18 protein-coding genes are annotated in these 18288 nt (G+C 46.3%); 2 read left to right on the forward strand and 16 right to left on the reverse strand.

The genetic code is table 11. The features are described 5' to 3' along the window. Nucleotides 1–10 precede the first annotated feature (10 nt). The 5 genes from CWE13_RS07895 to trxA form a co-directional block, all read right to left on the reverse strand. Nucleotides 11–439: a hypothetical protein gene (locus tag CWE13_RS07895; protein WP_126807527.1), complete on the reverse strand. Its 429-nt coding sequence runs from the start codon at nucleotides 437–439 to the stop codon at nucleotides 11–13. Between the two features lie 164 nt (nucleotides 440–603). Further along, complete coding sequence (locus CWE13_RS07900) at nucleotides 604–1209, reverse strand: hypothetical protein (RefSeq protein ID WP_126807529.1); 606 nt, start codon at nucleotides 1207–1209, stop codon at nucleotides 604–606. A 224-nt stretch (nucleotides 1210–1433) separates the two neighbouring features. Then, complete coding sequence (locus CWE13_RS07905; RefSeq protein ID WP_126807531.1) at nucleotides 1434–1928, reverse strand: hypothetical protein; 495 nt, start codon at nucleotides 1926–1928, stop codon at nucleotides 1434–1436. Between the two features lie 263 nt (nucleotides 1929–2191). Then, nucleotides 2192–3454 (reverse strand): transcription termination factor Rho, encoded by a 1263-nt coding sequence (gene rho, locus CWE13_RS07910; RefSeq protein ID WP_007419983.1) that lies wholly within the window; start codon nucleotides 3452–3454, stop codon nucleotides 2192–2194. A gap of 431 nt (nucleotides 3455–3885) precedes the next feature. Beyond that, on the reverse strand, nucleotides 3886–4212 hold the full coding sequence (trxA, locus tag CWE13_RS07915) for a thioredoxin TrxA (protein ID WP_126807532.1): 327 nt from the start codon (nucleotides 4210–4212) through the stop codon (nucleotides 3886–3888). A 99-nt stretch (nucleotides 4213–4311) separates the two neighbouring features. On the opposite strand from trxA, the gene rhlB reads away from it, so the two are divergent. Then, a complete protein-coding gene (gene rhlB / locus CWE13_RS07920) occupies nucleotides 4312–5574 on the forward strand; it encodes an ATP-dependent RNA helicase RhlB (RefSeq protein WP_126807534.1) in 1263 nt (420 codons plus the stop codon). A 53-nt stretch (nucleotides 5575–5627) separates the two neighbouring features. After that, complete coding sequence (locus CWE13_RS07925) at nucleotides 5628–7109, forward strand: Ppx/GppA phosphatase family protein (RefSeq protein WP_126807536.1); 1482 nt, start codon at nucleotides 5628–5630, stop codon at nucleotides 7107–7109. Between the two features lie 39 nt (nucleotides 7110–7148). On the opposite strand, the gene hemB is transcribed toward CWE13_RS07925, so the two are convergent. The 11 genes from hemB to recG form a co-directional block, all read right to left on the reverse strand. Next, a complete protein-coding gene (gene hemB, locus CWE13_RS07930; protein ID WP_126807977.1) occupies nucleotides 7149–8150 on the reverse strand; it encodes a porphobilinogen synthase in 1002 nt (333 codons plus the stop codon). 80 nt (nucleotides 8151–8230) lie between these two features. Then, nucleotides 8231–10045: a sensor domain-containing diguanylate cyclase gene (locus CWE13_RS07935; RefSeq protein WP_198677923.1), complete on the reverse strand. Its 1815-nt coding sequence runs from the start codon at nucleotides 10043–10045 to the stop codon at nucleotides 8231–8233. Beyond that, nucleotides 10042–10848 carry a TatD family hydrolase gene (locus CWE13_RS07940; RefSeq protein WP_126807540.1) on the reverse strand — a complete coding sequence of 269 codons (807 nt, stop codon included), beginning with the start codon at nucleotides 10846–10848 and terminating at the stop codon, nucleotides 10042–10044. The genes CWE13_RS07935 and CWE13_RS07940 overlap by 4 nt, the downstream gene beginning before the upstream one ends. Before the next feature lie 9 nt (nucleotides 10849–10857). Then, nucleotides 10858–11520 carry a hypothetical protein gene (locus CWE13_RS07945; RefSeq protein WP_126807541.1) on the reverse strand — a complete coding sequence of 221 codons (663 nt, stop codon included), beginning with the start codon at nucleotides 11518–11520 and terminating at the stop codon, nucleotides 10858–10860. Further along, a complete protein-coding gene (gene tatC / locus CWE13_RS07950) occupies nucleotides 11517–12248 on the reverse strand; it encodes a twin-arginine translocase subunit TatC (protein ID WP_126807543.1) in 732 nt (243 codons plus the stop codon). The genes CWE13_RS07945 and tatC overlap by 4 nt, the downstream gene beginning before the upstream one ends. Continuing rightward, complete coding sequence (gene tatB, locus CWE13_RS07955; protein WP_126807545.1) at nucleotides 12248–12733, reverse strand: Sec-independent protein translocase protein TatB; 486 nt, start codon at nucleotides 12731–12733, stop codon at nucleotides 12248–12250. Before tatB ends, tatC begins: the two co-directional genes overlap by 1 nt. A 2-nt stretch (nucleotides 12734–12735) precedes the next feature. Beyond that, nucleotides 12736–12960 carry a twin-arginine translocase TatA/TatE family subunit gene (gene tatA, locus CWE13_RS07960; protein ID WP_126807547.1) on the reverse strand — a complete coding sequence of 75 codons (225 nt, stop codon included), beginning with the start codon at nucleotides 12958–12960 and terminating at the stop codon, nucleotides 12736–12738. 61 nt (nucleotides 12961–13021) lie between these two features. Continuing rightward, entirely contained in the window at nucleotides 13022–14662 is a 1641-nt protein-coding gene (gene ubiB, locus CWE13_RS07965) for a ubiquinone biosynthesis regulatory protein kinase UbiB (RefSeq protein ID WP_126807549.1), read from the reverse strand. Nucleotides 14663–14692: 30 nt separating this feature from the next. Continuing rightward, entirely contained in the window at nucleotides 14693–15307 is a 615-nt protein-coding gene (locus CWE13_RS07970; protein WP_126807551.1) for a ubiquinone biosynthesis accessory factor UbiJ, read from the reverse strand. Beyond that, nucleotides 15307–16059, reverse strand: coding sequence for a bifunctional demethylmenaquinone methyltransferase/2-methoxy-6-polyprenyl-1,4-benzoquinol methylase UbiE (gene ubiE, locus CWE13_RS07975; protein ID WP_338024806.1), 753 nt, complete (start codon nucleotides 16057–16059; stop codon nucleotides 15307–15309). The genes CWE13_RS07970 and ubiE overlap by 1 nt, the downstream gene beginning before the upstream one ends. A gap of 130 nt (nucleotides 16060–16189) precedes the next feature. Continuing rightward, nucleotides 16190–18274, reverse strand: coding sequence for an ATP-dependent DNA helicase RecG (gene recG / locus CWE13_RS07980; protein WP_126807553.1), 2085 nt, complete (start codon nucleotides 18272–18274; stop codon nucleotides 16190–16192). Nucleotides 18275–18288: the final 14 nt, after the last annotated feature.

Here is an 18288-nt window from a genome sequence, read left to right on the forward strand (position 1 = left end):
GGACTTAATCTTAGTCTGCCACTACAGGAAGTTCAAAGAACCTTTTTCTTCTAAATATCTCTATCAATTTATCGTCTTCGAACCGAAGTTTAATTACATCAAGATAACTACCATTAATATAGAAAGTCCAAGTATCCTCCTGCATAAATTCAGCTTCACCTGAAAAATTAAAGAGTGGCTCAACCAAAATCATGAAATCCGGGTCGGTCGCCAAGTACCCTGATGCTGATTCAGTTACTTTAACTACAATAAAGATCCTGTCCCCTCTAGATTTGTACTCAGAAAGGAAAGAAGGCAGCTTTTTATAAGCCTCTAACTTTGCATCCCCAATAGTCAACCCGTGTTTATCACCGATTCGCAATGAGCTCTCATAGTTATTAGTTAAATAAAATACGGTTATAATTATTGCTACAATTACAAGCCACAGAATAGCTTTCACTCTCAGCACTCCAATTTAACGACTTCATTCTTTCTTTAGTTTTTCAGAATCAATCCGGGCATTCTTCCTGAATCTATTAATGCACAACCACTATCTCACATGCAATTAGCTAGAGTTTAAATCTATCTAGAATCTTTATCTTATGGCTTTCGGAAATATTAAATTCAGAGGTTTTCCATAAAAAGCCTAGTAGGCATGTTCTCGATAGAAGATTTGGAGAAGTCAAAATTTAAGAAATACTCCCTTAAATCTTCAATTCTGACTCCAGATTCACATTCATCCTGGCCTACCTCAGTTACAAATAATGGAGAGTCATTTTCGTTGTATGGGCTAAAATCTTCCCCACAAATCATCCAATCAAGCCCGTTATCGCTGCCAGAATAGCTAATCTTTCTCGTTAGAGCCGCTACATGCACGTCATTTAGCTTCACTAGAAATACGTAAACATAACCGTCCGTTAAATAATCAGGCCAACTACTTTTGCTCTCAAAACCATAAAACTCAATATCATCTCCAATGAAGTCACCATATATTAATTTGTCAATGTAGTATGTTATTTTTAAAGCTCGCGGCCCCTCACTCAAGACAATGGATTCTGAACTCCGCGGGTAGATTAGATCACCATAAGAGCCTTTTTGACTTTCAACAGAAATAGGAGCTCCGATAAATATAACCGGCTCCCCTATTTGAACATTCGCTAACTCCGATGTGCGATGTTGAATAAAGGATGATGACATTGATATTAAACTCAATAATATTACAAAATTCATTTATTATATTCCTTGAGTTGTGTGCCAAAACTTTAATTTTGAATCGTTACGTCATACGGACTTAAGTTGTAATGCCCACTACGAAGGCATTTATAAAACCCTAGCTTTATCAAAGTGGCCCTCACAGCGATCTGGTTCATTGAGTTAATCTGAACTTTTTCTGTCTTTGCTCTTCGCTCTAAGCCCAAAAGTAGAAGACCAACGTGGAATTCATCAACACCACCTTACAGTTCCACACCTTTAAATAACTCTGATGGGAAGCAGTCAATTTCTCCTGAAGCATAATTACAAGCTCTAAATGTCGATAAAAACAGCTCCATAGAACTTCTATCATCGCTCTTTATTTGGATTCTCAAATCTACCTTATGGCCACCATCACTTTGATTTTCAATAAAAATTCTATGCTCGGTTGAACCTATTTTTTCTGCAGATATGAGATACCCATCTATTGGCTTTTGAACTAGGTAGGCATTTGAATAATCAAACCTTTCAGGATGTCTTCCATGATAAATCATTACATAATCACCACTAGTAAGATGAACTTCGTGAATCCTGAAATCCGCTCTTTTCACCATCGTATATTTGTCGCCATTTTTAATGTCAAAACATGCAAAATGCGTATATATCGAACAAAAAGAACTTTTCTCTTCTGAAACAGCAGGTGGTGACAAGAAAAAATTTAATAAAATAATAAGGCATACGCACTGAATTAATCTCATCCACTAATCCCTTCTAATCCAAGCGGTAAAAGCCTAGCAGCCGGCGGAAAAACATAGCGCGTGTATTCGCCATTGAGTAGATACTGCTTTTGAGTACAAGTTAGAATTTTATGTACAGGTGGTATGAAAAGTAAACAAATATGATTCCGACTATCAAATCAAAACTCGAATCCGCGGCACAAAAAAACCGCCCTACTTACCTTCTATGCTGGTTGTTCCAACACTAAAGACAAGTAGAGCGGTTTTCGAGTAACGCGAGAAGCTTACTTCGAACGCTTCATTGAATCGAAGAATTCGTCGTTAGTTTTCGTCATTACCAAGCGATCAATAAGGAATTCCATCGCTTCGATTTCACCCATTGGGTGTACGATTTTGCGCAGAATCCACATTTTTTGAAGTTCATCTGGCGTGGTTAATAACTCTTCGCGGCGGGTACCCGAACGATTGTAATCAATAGCTGGGAATACACGTTTTTCTGCGATTTTACGGTTTAAGTGAAGTTCCATGTTACCGGTACCCTTAAACTCTTCGTAAATTACTTCATCCATTTTTGAACCGGTATCAATCAATGCCGTTGCAATAATGGTTAAGCTTCCGCCTTCTTCAACATTCCGTGCCGCACCAAAGAAACGCTTCGGTTTGTGTAATGCGTTGGCATCCACACCACCGGTAAGTACTTTACCTGAGCTTGGAATAACGGTGTTGTAAGCGCGCGCTAAACGGGTAATTGAATCAAGCAAAATCACCACATCTTTCTTGTGCTCTACCAATCGTTTGGCTTTTTCAATAACCATTTCAGCTACCTGCACGTGGCGGCTAGCGGGTTCATCGAAGGTTGATGCAACTACTTCGCCTTTCACCAAACGGTGCATATCCGTTACTTCTTCTGGGCGCTCATCAATTAGCAATACCATGAGTTCGCACTCAGGGTGATTCGCCGCAATTGATTGTGCAATGTTTTGCAGTAGTAACGTTTTACCGGCTTTTGGTGGTGCAACAATCAAACCACGTTGACCTTTACCGATAGGCGAAGCTAAATCAAGAATACGGGCCGTGATATCTTCAGTAGAACCATTGCCTCGTTCCATGCGCAAACGCTCGTTTGCATGCAGTGGCGTTAAGTTCTCGAACAAGATCTTGTTGCGCGAGTTTTCTGGCTTATCAAAGTTTACTTCGCGAATTTTCAATAGCGCAAAGTAACGCTCACCATCTTTTGGCGGGCGAATTTTACCGGCTACGGTATCGCCTGTGCGCAAGTTAAAGCGCCGAATTTGGCTTGGCGATACATAGATATCATCAGGGCCAGCAAGGTATGAAGAATCTGCTGAACGTAAGAAGCCGAAGCCGTCTTGGAGGATTTCTAATGCACCATCACCAAAGATATCTTCGCCACTTTTAGAGTGTGCTTTTAAAATCGCGAAAATAATATCTTGTTTGCGCAAACGCGCCATGTTCTCAAGGCCCATCTCGGCGGCGAGGTTTACCAGTTCGTTAACGGGCTTATTCTTTAATTCGGTTAGATTCATAGTTTGATTGGTTTTCAAGGTTTTTGGATGAGAGCAACAAAGATTGATGAGCGCTTAATTTGCATAAGGTTAACTCACTTGCACGCTAAATTGTTAGCGCCCAGCAATGTTGCGTTTATAGTATTTAAATTCGTTTCTAAGCTTCCTTTCGCGAGTTCCGTTGTTTAAACGCTTTACGTGATTTTTCGGATCTGCATACATGATAAATAACATTTATGACAAAATCGAAAAGGCGCAAGCTCGAACTATCGAAAAAGTGTAATTCAAATATTCGGATTTCAAGTCTGCAACGGGCTCGTTCACAGACAGCAGCGAGTAGGGATTAAATGCTGCGGATTAAAAATAACACTAAATGCAAAAATCGTCCAGTTTTTAAACGCCCTTCCGCATTTACTTGCAATCTATGCAAACGGAAAGGCGTTTTTTTATGCTTAAACGTGTTCGTTCAAGAACTCAGCTAACTGAGTTTTAGACATTGCACCTACTTTGGTGCCAACTACTTCGCCATTTTTGAACAGTAACAGGGTAGGAATACCGCGAATACCGTACTTCGGAGGAGTTTCGTTGTTATGATCGACATTAAGCTTGCCAATTTTCAGCTTACCGGCGTATTCTGCTGCCACTTCATCGAGAATTGGCGCGATCATTTTACATGGTCCACACCACTCGGCCCAGAAGTCTACTAAGACCGGTTGATCAGCATTTAGTACGTCTGCTTCGAAGGCTTCGTCGCTTAGCTGAACAATATTGTCACTCATGTTGCATCTCCAATCGGTTGCATGCGTGGGTATATTTTTAACGCATTGCATTATATTCTGTTTTTTAATACAAGTCTAAACCTGTTAAACTTGAAACCTATGACTACAAAACATTTAACTGAAACCCAATTCGCCGAATTGGGATTGCATCCTAAAGTGCTAGATGCCTTAAAGCAAATCGGCTATGAGTACTGTACCCCAATACAAGCAATGAGCTTGCCTATTGCCGTACAGGGAAAAGATGTGGCCGGCCAAGCACAAACCGGCACTGGGAAAACTATCGCGTTTCTCGTCGCATTATTCAACCATTTAATGACTCACCCACAGCGTGTACCGGGAGAAACCCAACCACGCGCTCTGGTAATGGCACCTACGCGAGAACTTGCCGTTCAGATCGCTAATGATGCCGAAGCTATCGCAAAAAGTTGCGGGCTAAAGATGTCGGTAGTTTATGGTGGTGAGGGTTACGATTCTCAACGCGCTGAACTTCAAGAGGGCGTTGATGTACTGATTGGTACATGTGGCCGCCTTATCGATTACTTCAAGCAAGGCGCTTACAAGCTGAACAATATTGATGTTGTTGTGCTCGATGAAGCTGATCGTATGTATGATTTAGGCTTTATTGATGATGTTCGTTACATGCTGCGAGCCATGCCACCTGCCGAAGAGCGTTTGAACTTATTATTCTCAGCTACGCTTTCATTCCGCGTGCGTGAACTTGCTTACGAGCAAATGAACGACCCAACAAGCGTTGAAATTGAACCGGAGCAAATGACCGGTGCGCGCATCGAAGAAGAATTATTTTATCCTTCGAAGCCGGAAAAAATTAAGCTTCTGCTTACGCTAATTGAAGAAGATTGGCCTGATAAAGCGATTGTGTTTAGTAACACCAAGCATGGTTGTAGTTATGTGTATCACTGGCTCTTAGCGGATAAACATCGAGTGGGCTTACTTACGGGTGATGTTCCGCAGCGTAAACGCCTCAAAATACTCGAAGATTTCACGTCTGGTAAAATTGATATTCTAGTTGCTACCGATGTAGCGGCTCGCGGCTTACATATTCCTGCGGTTAGCCATGTGTTTAACTATGATTTACCAGACGATTGTGAAGATTACGTACACCGTATTGGCCGTACTGGCCGTGCCGGCGCAAGTGGTAAAGCAATTAGCTTCGCCTGCGAAGAATACGTATATAATTTACCTGCTATCGAAAGCTATATTCAGCACGAGATCGGGGTAACTAAGTACGATTCTGAAGCGCTGTTAAGTGATTTAAAACGCCCGCATATTCCACAGAAACGGCGTTTACAAAGCGGCAGAGATGGCCGGCGCAGTTCAGGCCCACGCCAACGCCGTAGCTAAATCACGAACAATATTTTTTAGCTAAAATATTGAATGCATAAGGAGCTCGGCCAATGCGCTCAACGGATTACTACGCAGCTATTGATTTAGGTTCAAATAGCTTTCATATGTTAGTAGTTCGGGTAGTGGCGGGCTCCGTGCAAGTTGTTTCCAAGATACGCCGCAAAGTGCGCCTTGCCAGTGGTTTAAAATCCGATGGAAGTTTAGATTCTGCAGCGCGCGAACGCGCTCTGCAGTGCCTTGCCATATTCGCGGATCGAGTAAACGATATCGCGCCCGAAAATATTACTGCGGTTGGCACTGCTACTTTGCGTAAGCTCAAAGACAGCGACCCTTTCCTTACCCAAGTGCGTGAAACGTTGGGTCATCCATTGCGAATTATTTCTGGCGAAGAAGAAGCCGCAACTATTTTCCAAGGTATTGCGCACACTACAGCCCACCATGGCCGCATGTTAGCCATAGATATTGGCGGCGCCAGTACTGAACTTGCGCTTGGCCAAGGGTTTCAGCCAAACATTCTACGCAGCCTCGATTTTGGCTGCGTTACCTGGATAAATCGCTTCTTTCCCGATAATAAAATTGCGGAAGCAAACTGCGCCGCAGCTATTCAAGACGTTGAAAACATCGTAAACGAGCATGCCGAGCCTTATAAAGAACATGGCTGGGATATTGGCCTTGGCGCTTCCGGAACGTTTAAAGCGTTGCAAGAAATTGCCCTTGAGCGGCGCATGCCAGAACGCATAACGCTGCCATGGTTAGAACAGCTACTCACTGAATCCATTCAACATGGCGACATTAATGCGCTGAATTTGCATGGATTAAAAGAAAGCCGCAAACCTACTTTTATTTCTGGCCTGTGTATTCTTATCGGTATTTTTCGTTCGCTCGGTATCAACACCATTGAAGCCACCGAAGGAGCCCTTCGTGAGGGCTTGATTTACGGCATGTTGGAAGAGTTGCAGCACCCTGATGTGCAACTACGCACTCTAGAAAGCCTTGCGCGCACCTATCACCTCGATCAACAGCAAGCGAAGCGCGTGCACGAACTAGCGCTAAAATATTACCAGCAAGCGCCCGCAGCGTGGTGCGATATTGCTGAAGAAGAAGCCATTAATTTACTGCGAGCTGTGAGCTATCTACATGAAATTGGCTTAAGTTTGAGCTACCAACATGCCAGTTCGCACGGCCATTACTTGTTGGCGAACAGCAATTTGCCTGGTTTTAATGCTCGGCAACGCGAAAATTTGTTGAAATTGGTACAGGCGATAGCCGGTATTATTGATGACGATGAACAGCCTGAAGCGCTGCCAGAGCATTTATCGTTAGCGCGTTTAGCCCGTTTGTTGCGGTTAGCTGTGTTGGCCTGCCAACGCCGAAACGATGCCATGATTGCCGAAGCAAGCCTAAGTATTGATGAGAATGAAATTACGCTGAATTTTGCGGATGGGTTTCTTGAAAATAACCCCTATCTTTATAGCCTGTATTGCACGGAAAGTGCCTGGCAAGAAGCGTTTGGTGGTCTACGCTTAAGTTAATGATTAGGTGAACCACCAAACTATTTTATATTGTTTCTGCTATTTCTTTGCCAAATCTTGCGCCACACGTTTAGCAAAATAGGTGAGAATGCCATCGGCACCCGCTCGCTTGAACGCTAATAATGATTCGTGAATGGTTGCTTCACCTAACCAACCATTTTCAATGGCCGCCATGTGCATCGCATATTCACCACTTACTTGATACGCGAAAGTGGGCACTTTGAACGTTTCTTTCACCCGGCTAACCACATCTAAATAAGGCATGCCCGGCTTCACCATGACCATATCGGCGCCTTCTTCTAAATCCAATGCAACTTCATGCAATGCTTCATCAGAATTCGCTGGGTCCATTTGATATGTTTTCTTATCGGCACCTTTCAAGTTACCGGCAGAGCCTACCGCATCGCGGAAGGGCCCGTAATAATGCGAAGCATACTTTGCTGAATAAGCCATAATTTGCACATTCACATGCCCCGCCATTTCTAGCGCTTCACGAATTGCGCCAATACGCCCATCCATCATATCCGAAGGGGCAATAACATCGGCACCCGCTTCGGCATGTGAAATCGCCTGTAACTTCAGAATTTCGGTGGTAATGTCGTTTAATACGTAGCCATCATCGTCGATAATGCCATCTTGACCGTGGCTCGTGAATGGATCGAGGGCCACATCGGTCATGATGCCTATTTCAGGAACCGCAGCTTTTACCGCTCGCACCGCCTCTTGGGCTAAGCCATCAGGATTGTATGCCTCTTCCGCCATCAACGATTTAGCTGACGCCGGTGTTACCGGAAAAATAGCAATCATCGGAACGCCAAGTGCATGTAACTCTTTTGCTTCCGCAACTAACAAATCAATGGATACACGCTCAACACCCGGCATAGAAGGAACAGCTTCACGCTTACCTTCTCCCGGTAAAACAAACATGGGATAAATTAAATCTGCCGCGGTTAACTGATTTTCAGCTACCAAGCGCCGGCTAAAATCATGCCGACGAAGACGACGAAGACGACGAACTGGAAAACCACCGTATGGGTACATCACTTTATCTCCACTTTCATATATCTTGGGTGTTAGCTTGCGTAATTCTTAGGCTGCGAGCTTTCTAAGTAGCCTATTTCTCAGGTAGCTAGGCTGAGCATGTTTCGGCCCTGATCTTTGGCCGCATATAGGGCTGTATCAGCAGCCTCCACTAAATCGGTTGCATTATCCATGGTATCTTCTAAAACTGCCACTCCAGCGCTTGCCGTAACGTTAAGCGGTGGCGCTTTTGCACCGCTAATATTCACAAACGGCTTCTCGCTGATAGCCTTTAAAAAGCGATCAGCAACAACTTCGGCAGATGCGAGCTGAGTGGCGGGCAATATCACTGCAAACTCTTCACCGCCATACCGGCAAACCGCATCGTTTGCTCTGGTGGCTAAACTTTGCAAGCGTTGCGCAAACTCAATTAAAACAGCATCGCCAGCTTGATGCCCATGGGTATCGTTTAACGGTTTAAAATGATCAATATCCAACAAAATTAAAGCGAGCGGGGTACCTGAGCGGCGGCTACGTTGAAACTCCTCACGGATACGCGTATCAAAGAAGCGGCGGTTGAATAATTTAGTTAAACCATCTTCATTGCTCTGCCGTTCGAGTTCAGCATTGGCTTTTTGCAATGATTCGCTTACTTCCTGCAGTTCTCGGGTTCGATCCTCAACTCGCACTTCGAGCTCTTCGTTAAGCACGCGTTGCGCCTCTTGTGCCGCTACTGCATGTTTGAGCATTTGTTCTTGGGCGCCAAGCTTCTCGGTGCGCTCGGCTGAATACATTAAGGTAATCACCCAAGATAACAACAGTACTTCGATACCAGAACCGATCATAATGGCGTAACGTTGAATAAACTGACCATCAATTAAGCCAAGGTAGCCCAACGAATTAAATATGATTGACGCTAGGAAACAGAACCACGCTAGGGTAAAAATCTGTGCGTGCTGCATACCCTTTATCCACATTGCCACGCCGAGTATCAGCACATAAAAGCAGGCAATTACCGCAAAGGGAAGGAGCATAAAAATAGTAATTGCATAGGGTAAAAAGAGGCTACAAATCGCTACCAGAGCCGCAAAGCTTCCAAGCATTAACAAACCCGCGTGCCAAGCTTTACTTTGTTTTTTAAGCCCTAAAAGTTGGGTGATAAAGAGTGTTGCGAACACGAAAGCCAAACCACCAAACAAGGTTATGGCCCGCTCTTGTAACCAAAGCCAATTAGGCCAAAGATAACGAAAACCTACGCCACTTAGTGCAGCCATTAACAAACCGGTAAACACCACGTAAATGGAGTAACTAAAGAAACTGGTTTCGCGCGTAACCACATAGCCAAAGAGGTTATATACCACCATGCATATGAGCACCCCGAAATATAATCCGATAGCTACATAGCGCGGGCCTTGCGCTTGGTGAAAAGCCGACGTTTCCCAAACGCGGATAGGAACACTCACAGAACTGCTAGTTTGCACCCGGATGAACACTTCATGCGGCTCATTAAAAGGCACCGGCATTACAAAGCCATCGGCAGCAATTGGCCGTTGATAAAATGGCTTTTTGTCACCCACGTTGTAGTGCTCAATTTCCCCTTGCGGTGAAATAAAATAGACATCAACGTTATCGAGCAATGGGTATTGCAGATGAAACAAACGGTAATAGCTAGCCGCGTTTAACTCGAGCTTTAACCAATGCGGGGTATTATCGTAACCGAACGAAGGCGGCCCACTTCCAATGTACGTCCAGTTTTCTGGGTGCATCTCTCGGATATCATTTAGCGATACATCACTGTTTTCTGCTTTGTAATATGCAATCTCTGGCGTAATCGACTCTTCGGCAACACAGGCACCGATAGTGATGAGTAACAAACTACTTAAAACAGCAAAAATAGCGCTTCGAATTCCATTCACGGTTGTGTTTCTCCAGCCGGCCATGGCCCGAAAACACGCTGGGCATTTACAGTTGTAAATTCGGCTAATGCATCAATATTATCACCACGCAAGTTCGCAACTACTTGCGCAACCCAAGGTAAGTTTGCCGGAACATTGGTTCGAGATTTAGGCTTCGGCCGAATGTTTCGCGGCATTAAGTAAGGCGCATCGGTTTCTAAAAGCAAACGGTTGGCATCTATTTTTGGAACTGCCAGTTGCAATTCATGCCCTCGACGTTCATCGCATACCCAGCCGGTAACACCGATATAGCAGCCGCGTTCTTGATACGCTTCGAGCGCATCAGGGCCACCAGTAAAACAATGCACGATGGCCGCCGGCAACTCACTGAGGTAACGATCCAAAATAGCCAGCTGGTCACCTATGGCATCGCGCTCATGCAGATAAACAGGCAATTGCAGCTCTACTGCCAGTTCAAGTTGCGCGGCAAATACTTTGCGTTGTACATCGGGTGGCGAGTAGTTGCGGTTATAATCGAGGCCGCATTCGCCAATCGCGCGCACTAACGGATGATTTGCTAAACTGCGGAGTGCTTCGATAAAGTTCGTATCTGCTGCTGCCGCATCGTGAGGGTGGATACCAGCCGTAGCAATACAGCCGGGAAGCCTCTCCGCTAAGCTTAAAGCGTGTTGCGATTCTTGCACCGAAGTGCCCACCAACACCTGCCGGGTCACGCCGGCAAGCATTGCATCGGCCACCACATCATCAGCCCGCTTTTGCAACGCGCTTGCTGTTAGGTTTACGCCAATATCTATCCACGCCACAGTGAGTGCTTAATCCACCAAGCGAATGCGCATTCGCCGATTATTATCGTCTGAGCTCAAAAAATAACTGCCAAAAGAGCCGGGTTCAATATAGTAATTCATACCTTCACGATAACGCACACCACCCTCCGATGAGGTTTGATGCCATTCTTGGCCATTATCTAAGCGGAAGCGCCATAAACCACGGGCATTCTGCCAAGCTTCATTGATCGTGATGTACGTTTTATCGCTTGGGGGTTGATTACGGGCGGCTTCGGCGTTCCGCCGTTCAGCCTCTGCCGCAGCTCTTCTCTGCTCTGCTTGTTGTTGCATTAAACGTTCTTCTGCTTCTGCAGCACGGCGTTCAGCTGCCGCGGCCCGTTCTTGGGCTGCGCGTTCACGTGCACTTAAGGCGCTCGAAGTTGCTTCGGCAGCCCGCTCTTTCCCGCGCGTTTCAGCGTTTCCGCGCGCACCTCTATCGGCAGCTTCAGCCGTTACTGTTGGCAATGCGGCCACTAAATCATCGAAACAAACTAAGCGTTCAATCGCATTGGAAATCGAGGCGCATGCCTTCATTTCTTCAGCCAAACTTGGTTTCTCTTCTTGCGCTGCCGCTGGTGCAATCATCAACAAGCCGAGCGCACTCGTTAACAACCAGTGTTTCGGTGAAGAATGGTTCAATATCTGCTTCATTCCGCAGGTTCCTCTGATTTTTTCATGTAAAAACGAGATAGCAATACCCCTAATTCATACAGAATCCACATGGGTACTGCAAGTAACGTTTGTGAAATAATATCGGGCGGTGTCAGCAGCATGCCAATAATAAACACAATAACAATCACGTAAGCACGTTTAGCCCGAAGTTGTTCTGGCGTTACTACGCCGCTCCAAACCATCAGCAAGATGGCTACCGGAATTTCGAACGCAATGCCGAAAGCAAAGAATATTTTTAATACAAAATCGAGATAACTGGATATATCAGTTGCTATAGTAACGCCCTCTGGGGCCATGCTCGTGAAAAAGCCGAAGGCGATGGGAAGCACAACATAGTAAGCAAAGGCAATGCCTGCATAAAACAGCAAGCTGCTACTTATTAGCAAAGGCGCAATAAGCCGCCGCTCATGCTTATACAAGCCCGGCGCAATAAAACGCCATACTTGATGCAATAAAAATGGAATGGCGAGCAACACAGCCACCATTAGGGTAAGTTTAAACGGGGCAAAAAACGGGGCGCCAACATCGGTTGCGATCATGCTGGTGCCTTCCGGCAGGTGCACCATGAGTGGGTCGGCTAACCAACGATAAAGATCACGCGCAAAATAAACTAACGAGAGAAATAAAATGGCTACGGCGGCAAACGAGCGTAATAGTGTTTTGCGAAGATCTACCAAATGATCGAGCAACCCGGCTTGGCTTTGCATTATTTATCGCCCTTGCTAGATGGCTTGCTGCCCTCAACATCCGTATTTTCGGTGTTTTGTACATCAGCTGGGGAAATAGAAGAAGTATCGTTCGATGTTTTCGCAGCAGCGTGTTGTTCAGCAGCGTTTTCTTCTAGCGCATTTTTCTTCTCTTTTTCGAGTTCAGCTACTGCCGTATCCATATCTTTTGCAGCATAGGGGCTTCGTACCGAAGCGGCGGCATCTTCCAATTCTTTCATAGAACGTTTTAACTCAGGCGAAAGCTTTTCCATATCGGCGGAAGATTCAATTTGCTTCAAGTGCTCATGTAATTCTTTTACGCGCAATTCGTGGTTCAGCTCGGCTTCCATTTTACTGCCAAACGCTTTTATTTTCGCATAGCCGCGCTGTACCGAGCGAATTGCGCCTGGCAAACGTTCTGGCCCGAGCACAAACAGCCCGATAGCTGCAATAAGCAATAATTCCCAGAAGCCGATATCAAACATAATTAATGTCGCGTTGGACCATTTTTATCATCTTCGCCATCAGTATCTTGCGGCTTCGTTGTATCGCTTTGGTTGTCTTTTTTGGTTTTGTCTTCGTCCATTTCTTTTTTGAAGCCCTTGATGGCCGAACCCAAATCAGAGCCAAGGCTGCGTAAACGCTTACCTCCAAATAACAAAACTGCAATCGCCAATATGATTAATAATTGCCAAATACTAACGCCACCCATGATCTTATCCTCTGATTACGTTCTTAATATGTTCACTACTCGGTGTGCTGTGGTTTACCCGCTATGGCTTGCTAAACCAAGCCTGCGCCCAACTCACCACGGCGCCAGCCGCTACCACGTAAGGTAAAACTGGCCATTCGGTTGCCACAAATAAAGCTACCGCCGATACTGTTAAGCTTGCCGCAAACAGGCTCCACCATCGGCTCACTGCAGCTTGCCGTTGATGCACTAACAAACGCTCAACCCACAACTGCTGAGTTTGATTGCCACGTTGAATCTGCTGCAATGTATCGTACAGCAAGCCCGGCATTTCTGGCAGCTTTTCCGCCCAAAATGGCGCCTGCTCTTTTACATTTCGGTACAGCGCGCGCCAGCCCATTTGCTCGTGCATCCAGCGCTCAAGATAAGGTTTCGCTGTTTTCCACAAATCGAGTTGCGGGTACAACTGACGTCCAAGGCCTTCCACATACAGCAAGGTTTTCTGCAGCAATACTAGCTGCGGCTGCACTTCCATCTCAAAACGCCGCGCGGTATTAAATAAGTTCAATAACACATGGGCGAAAGAAATGTCGGCCAGCGGCTTTTCAAAAATCGGTTCGCAAACGGTACGAATTGCCGATTCAAATTCCTCCACATTTACATGGCTAGGCACCCAGCCAGAATCAATGTGTAACTCCGCAACCTTGCGATAATCTCGATTAAAAAAGGCGATGAAATTTGCTGCTAAGTAGCGCTTATCTTCTTTGTTCAGCGTACCCACGATGCCGAAATCAACAGCAAAGTAGCGTGGGGTTTCACCTGAATTAGGATCGACAAAAATATTCCCGGGATGCATATCGGCATGGAAGAAACTATCGCGAAATACCTGAGTGAAGAATACTTCTACGCCCCGCTCCGCCAACACTTTCAAATCGATACCTTGAGCTTCCAGCGTGGCTACATCATTCACGGGAATGCCGTAAATGCGTTCCATTACCATCACATTGGTGCGCGTGAAATCACTGAACACCTCAGGAATATAGAGTAAATCAGAATCGGTAAAGTTACGCCGCAGCTGGATAGCATTGGCCGCTTCGCGATCTAAGCTAAGCTCGTTGTACAACGTTTTTCGATATTCTTTAATGACTTCAACAGGCTTTAACCGCTTGCCATCCGGTAAATAACGAGCGGCAACACCCGCCACCGCTTCCATTAATTCCAAATCAGCATCAATGGTCCGGTTGATACCTGGGCGTAGCACCTTTACGACTACTTCTTGCGGCAAACCGTTATCCGGACGCATCAACGTAGCCGTGTGCACCTGCGCAATCGAAGCGGAAGCTAATGGCGTAACATCAAAATCGGCAAATATTTCCGTGATGGCCTCTATCTCGAGCGCCTTACAAATAAGCGCTTGGGCTTCTTCACCAGGAAAAGGAGGAACGCGATCTTGCAACATGGTTAATTGCAAAATCATATCAGGGTGCAATAGATCTTGCCGGGTTGAGAGCATTTGCCCGAGTTTCACATACACTGGGCCTAGGGCCTCGAGCGCCATTCGAAAACGAACAGCCAACGGTTTATCTTTGTGTTTGTTCCGTAACCAAAACGCACTATGGCGTAGCATCCGCAAATACCACGGCAGCCAACGGCGCGGAATCAATTCATCCACGCCATGTTGGAGCAAGGTACTTATAATCTTATAGAATCGTAATGCCCGCACGTTCGGTTATACCCCTATACTTTCAATGGTTCAGTTTTTGTTATTTAACGCTTCCGAATCCGAAACTCGTTTCTCTAGCCGCGTTAACCGCGCTTCGAGTGCCTTAATATCGTCAGTTAGTATTGCCATTTGCAGCGGGCTTGCCGCTGTATTGAATTCTTGCGTTAAAAACTCACTGGCGCGTTGTCGAATTGCTGCGGGCTCGGGTTTTATTGCGGCTAATTTAGCTACTAACTGGCTCGCCCAATAGCCCGGCACATCCCCAATATACCCCGAAAGCATTTCTTCCCAATCAATGTTCAATTGCTTGAAAACTTGCGCCGCTTGTTGCGCTAAAACCGGATCGCCTACAATTTGTACACGGCCGCTTTGCAACAATTGGGTTGCTTTACCGGCATCACTGAGTTCGGGTAAATCACTTAACGCAGCCGTTACCGCACAATCTATTATTTCGTAATGTGGCCCCATAAGGCTCACGCGATCTTCAAAGAACAGCAATGTAATCGGTTCCGGAAGGCCGTTAACGGTTAACCGAAAGCACTTCCCGGCAAGTGGGCGCATACGTTGTGGCGAGGCCGGATCGGCCGCCAAAGCAAAATTTAAACTGCGTTCAACCGCAGCACGAAACACTTGTAAAGCAGACACTAAAATTTGTACCCACGATGCAAAGCTACAATACCACCCGTAAGGTTGTGATATTCCACTTGTTCAAAGCCAGCTTCTTGCATCATGCCCTTTAAGGTTTCTTGATCAGGGTGCATGCGAATTGATTCAGCTAGGTACTGATAGCTATCTTTATCTTTGGCAATAAACTCACCCATCTTCGGCATAATATGAAATGAATACATATCGTACGCTTTTGAAAGCATTTCTACTTCGGGCTTCGAGAACTCCAATACAAGTAAACGGCCACCTGGCTTCAACACCCGCAACATAGAGCGCAGTGCGGCGTCTTTATCGGTTACGTTGCGCAAGCCAAACGCTATGGTAATCAGATCAAAGGTATTATCATCGAATGGAAGTTTTTCGGCATCGGCTTGCACGTAACTCACATTACCGACAATACCCATATCACGCAGCTTATCGCGGCCAACACGCAGCATAGAATCGTTGATATCAGCAAGCACCACTTCGCCCTCAGGGCCTACCATACGGGCAAATTTAGCGGCTAAATCGCCGGTACCACCGGCTAAATCTAGTACTTTCTGGCCACGGCGCGCACCGCTGCAATCAATGGTGTAGCGTTTCCATAAACGATGGATTCCAAACGACATCACATCGTTCATCAAATCATATTTCCCAGCTACCGAGTGAAATACGCCGGCTACCATATTGGCCTTTTCGCCCTTCGCTACGGTTTTAAAGCCAAAATGTGTGTTGTCGTCTTGGTTTTCCATGATGTTTTCCATGCTCTTGATTACTGCAAAATACTACTGCCGCATACTACTCAGACAATGAGTAGCCTAGTGTAAACGATGGCGGCGATTTGCCCAATGGTCTTTGCCCAATAATAGCGCGTAGATCAACCTAAACTTGAGCGTATCGATCTTTATCCGGAAGCCAGCGCAACATAAGTGCACTGCTTTGCTGCGGATATTCACTAAACAACTGCTGAGCTAACGTTCTAATTTGCGGAAGTAGATCACTATCGCGGGTTAAATCGGCAACTTTCATTTGTACCAACCCAGTTTGTTTCGCACCGAGTAATTCACCCGGACCGCGCAATTCTAAATCCCGTTCCGCTATCACAAAACCATCATTGCTCTCGCGCAATACCGATAAGCGCTCGTTTGCTTGCTTCGATAGTGGTGTTTTATAAAGTAACACGCAATGGCTCGCCACCGAACCTCGGCCCACTCTACCGCGTAATTGATGCAGCTGCGCTAAGCCCAAACGCTCTGGGTTTTCAATGATCATCAAGCTAGCGTTGGGAACATCCACCCCGACCTCAATAACGGTGGTAGCCACGAGTAAATCCAGCTCATGTGCTTTGAATTGCTGCATCACCGCTTCTTTCTCGGCGCTTTTCTGCCGCCCGTGTACCAGCCCCACACGCAAATCAGGCAGTTCTTGTTGCAAATACAGCGCCGTATCTTCCGCCGCTTGGCATTGCAACACATCTGATTCTTCAATTAACGTGCACACCCAATAGACCTGACGACCTTCATTCTTTACCGCATCGTGTAACCGTTGTACCACTTCTGGCCGACGGCTATCGGGAATCGCTACGGTTTGTACCGGTGTTCTCCCGGGTGGAAGTTCATCAATAATCGACGTAGACAAATCCGCATACGCGGTCATGGCCAGCGTGCGCGGAATCGGCGTAGCCGTCATTACTAATTGATGCGGGTGCAATCCTTGTTGCTCGCCTTTTTCGCGTAAGGCTAAGCGCTGATGTACGCCAAAACGATGCTGCTCATCGATAATAACCAGGGCTAAATTATGAAAGTGAACCGCCTCTTGAAAGAGTGCGTGGGTTCCTACCACGAAACGAATATCGCCTTGCGCGAGCGCCGTTAATGTAGTTTCGCGTGCTTTACCTTTCTGTTTGCCAGCAAGCCAGCCTACTTGGATACCCAAGGGCTCTAACCACATCGCAAAGCTCCGTGCGTGTTGTTCTGCGAGAAGCTCAGTGGGTGCCATTAACGCTACTTGGTAACCGGCTTCTAACGGCGAAAGTGCAGCCAACGCGGCTACCAACGTTTTACCTGAACCGACATCGCCTTGCACCAATCGCAGCATGGGCATCGGCGATTGCATATCGGTCTCAATTTCTGCCACTACGCGAGCTTGTGCTGCGGTAGGCGAGAAAGGTAACTGCGCCAGCAATGCTTGTTTCAATTTTTTCGGAGCCGGTAACCCAACTGCTTTCACGGCCTGCGCTTGCTGCCTTGCCTGTAACATACTGAGCTGATGCGCTAGTAGCTCTTCAAGCGCCAAACGCCGTTGAGCGGGGTGCAAGCCTTCCAGTAACTGTTGTTGGTCACTATCCGTAGGTGGTGCATGCAACACCCGAATTGCTTCCTGCAAGTTAGGTAAGCCTTGGCGCAACGATTCCGGTAGCAGCTCCGGCAAACTTTTGGAATTCAAATAGCTCAGTGCCTGCATAGCAAGATTGCGCAAGGTAAGTTGGTGCACGCCCTCGGTGGCCGGATATATCGGCGTAAGGCTTTCATCTACCTGAATTGGTTCGCCTGGCTGCAAGCTTTTATAATCCGGGTGCACCATTTCTGGCCCAGTAGGCCCGGGCCGAATTTCACCATAAAGCTGAACGGTAAGGCCTTTCTCTAACTGCTTTTGCTGGGCCGCGCTAAAACGAAAAAATCGCAGTGTAAGCGTGCCACTGCGATCGTTTACCCGTACTAACAATGCCCGGCGGCGGCCAAAATGCACCCGGTTATCCAACACCTCGGCTACTACAGTAGCGTACTCTCCGGTTCGTAGAGCCGCTATCGGGGTTACCCGCGTGCGATCTTGATAACGCGAAGGCAAATGAAACAGCACATCTTGCACCGTATTCAGGCCTAAGCGCTGCAATTTCTCACCCATTTTCGCCCCCACACCTTTCAGGGTGGTTATCGAAATTTCAGCCAGTGCCGAAAGGTTACTCATAGGCATCGCGCCGC

Source organism: Aliidiomarina shirensis (genome assembly GCF_003987345.1).
Taxonomy (GTDB): Bacteria; Pseudomonadota; Gammaproteobacteria; order Enterobacterales; family Alteromonadaceae; genus Aliidiomarina; species Aliidiomarina shirensis.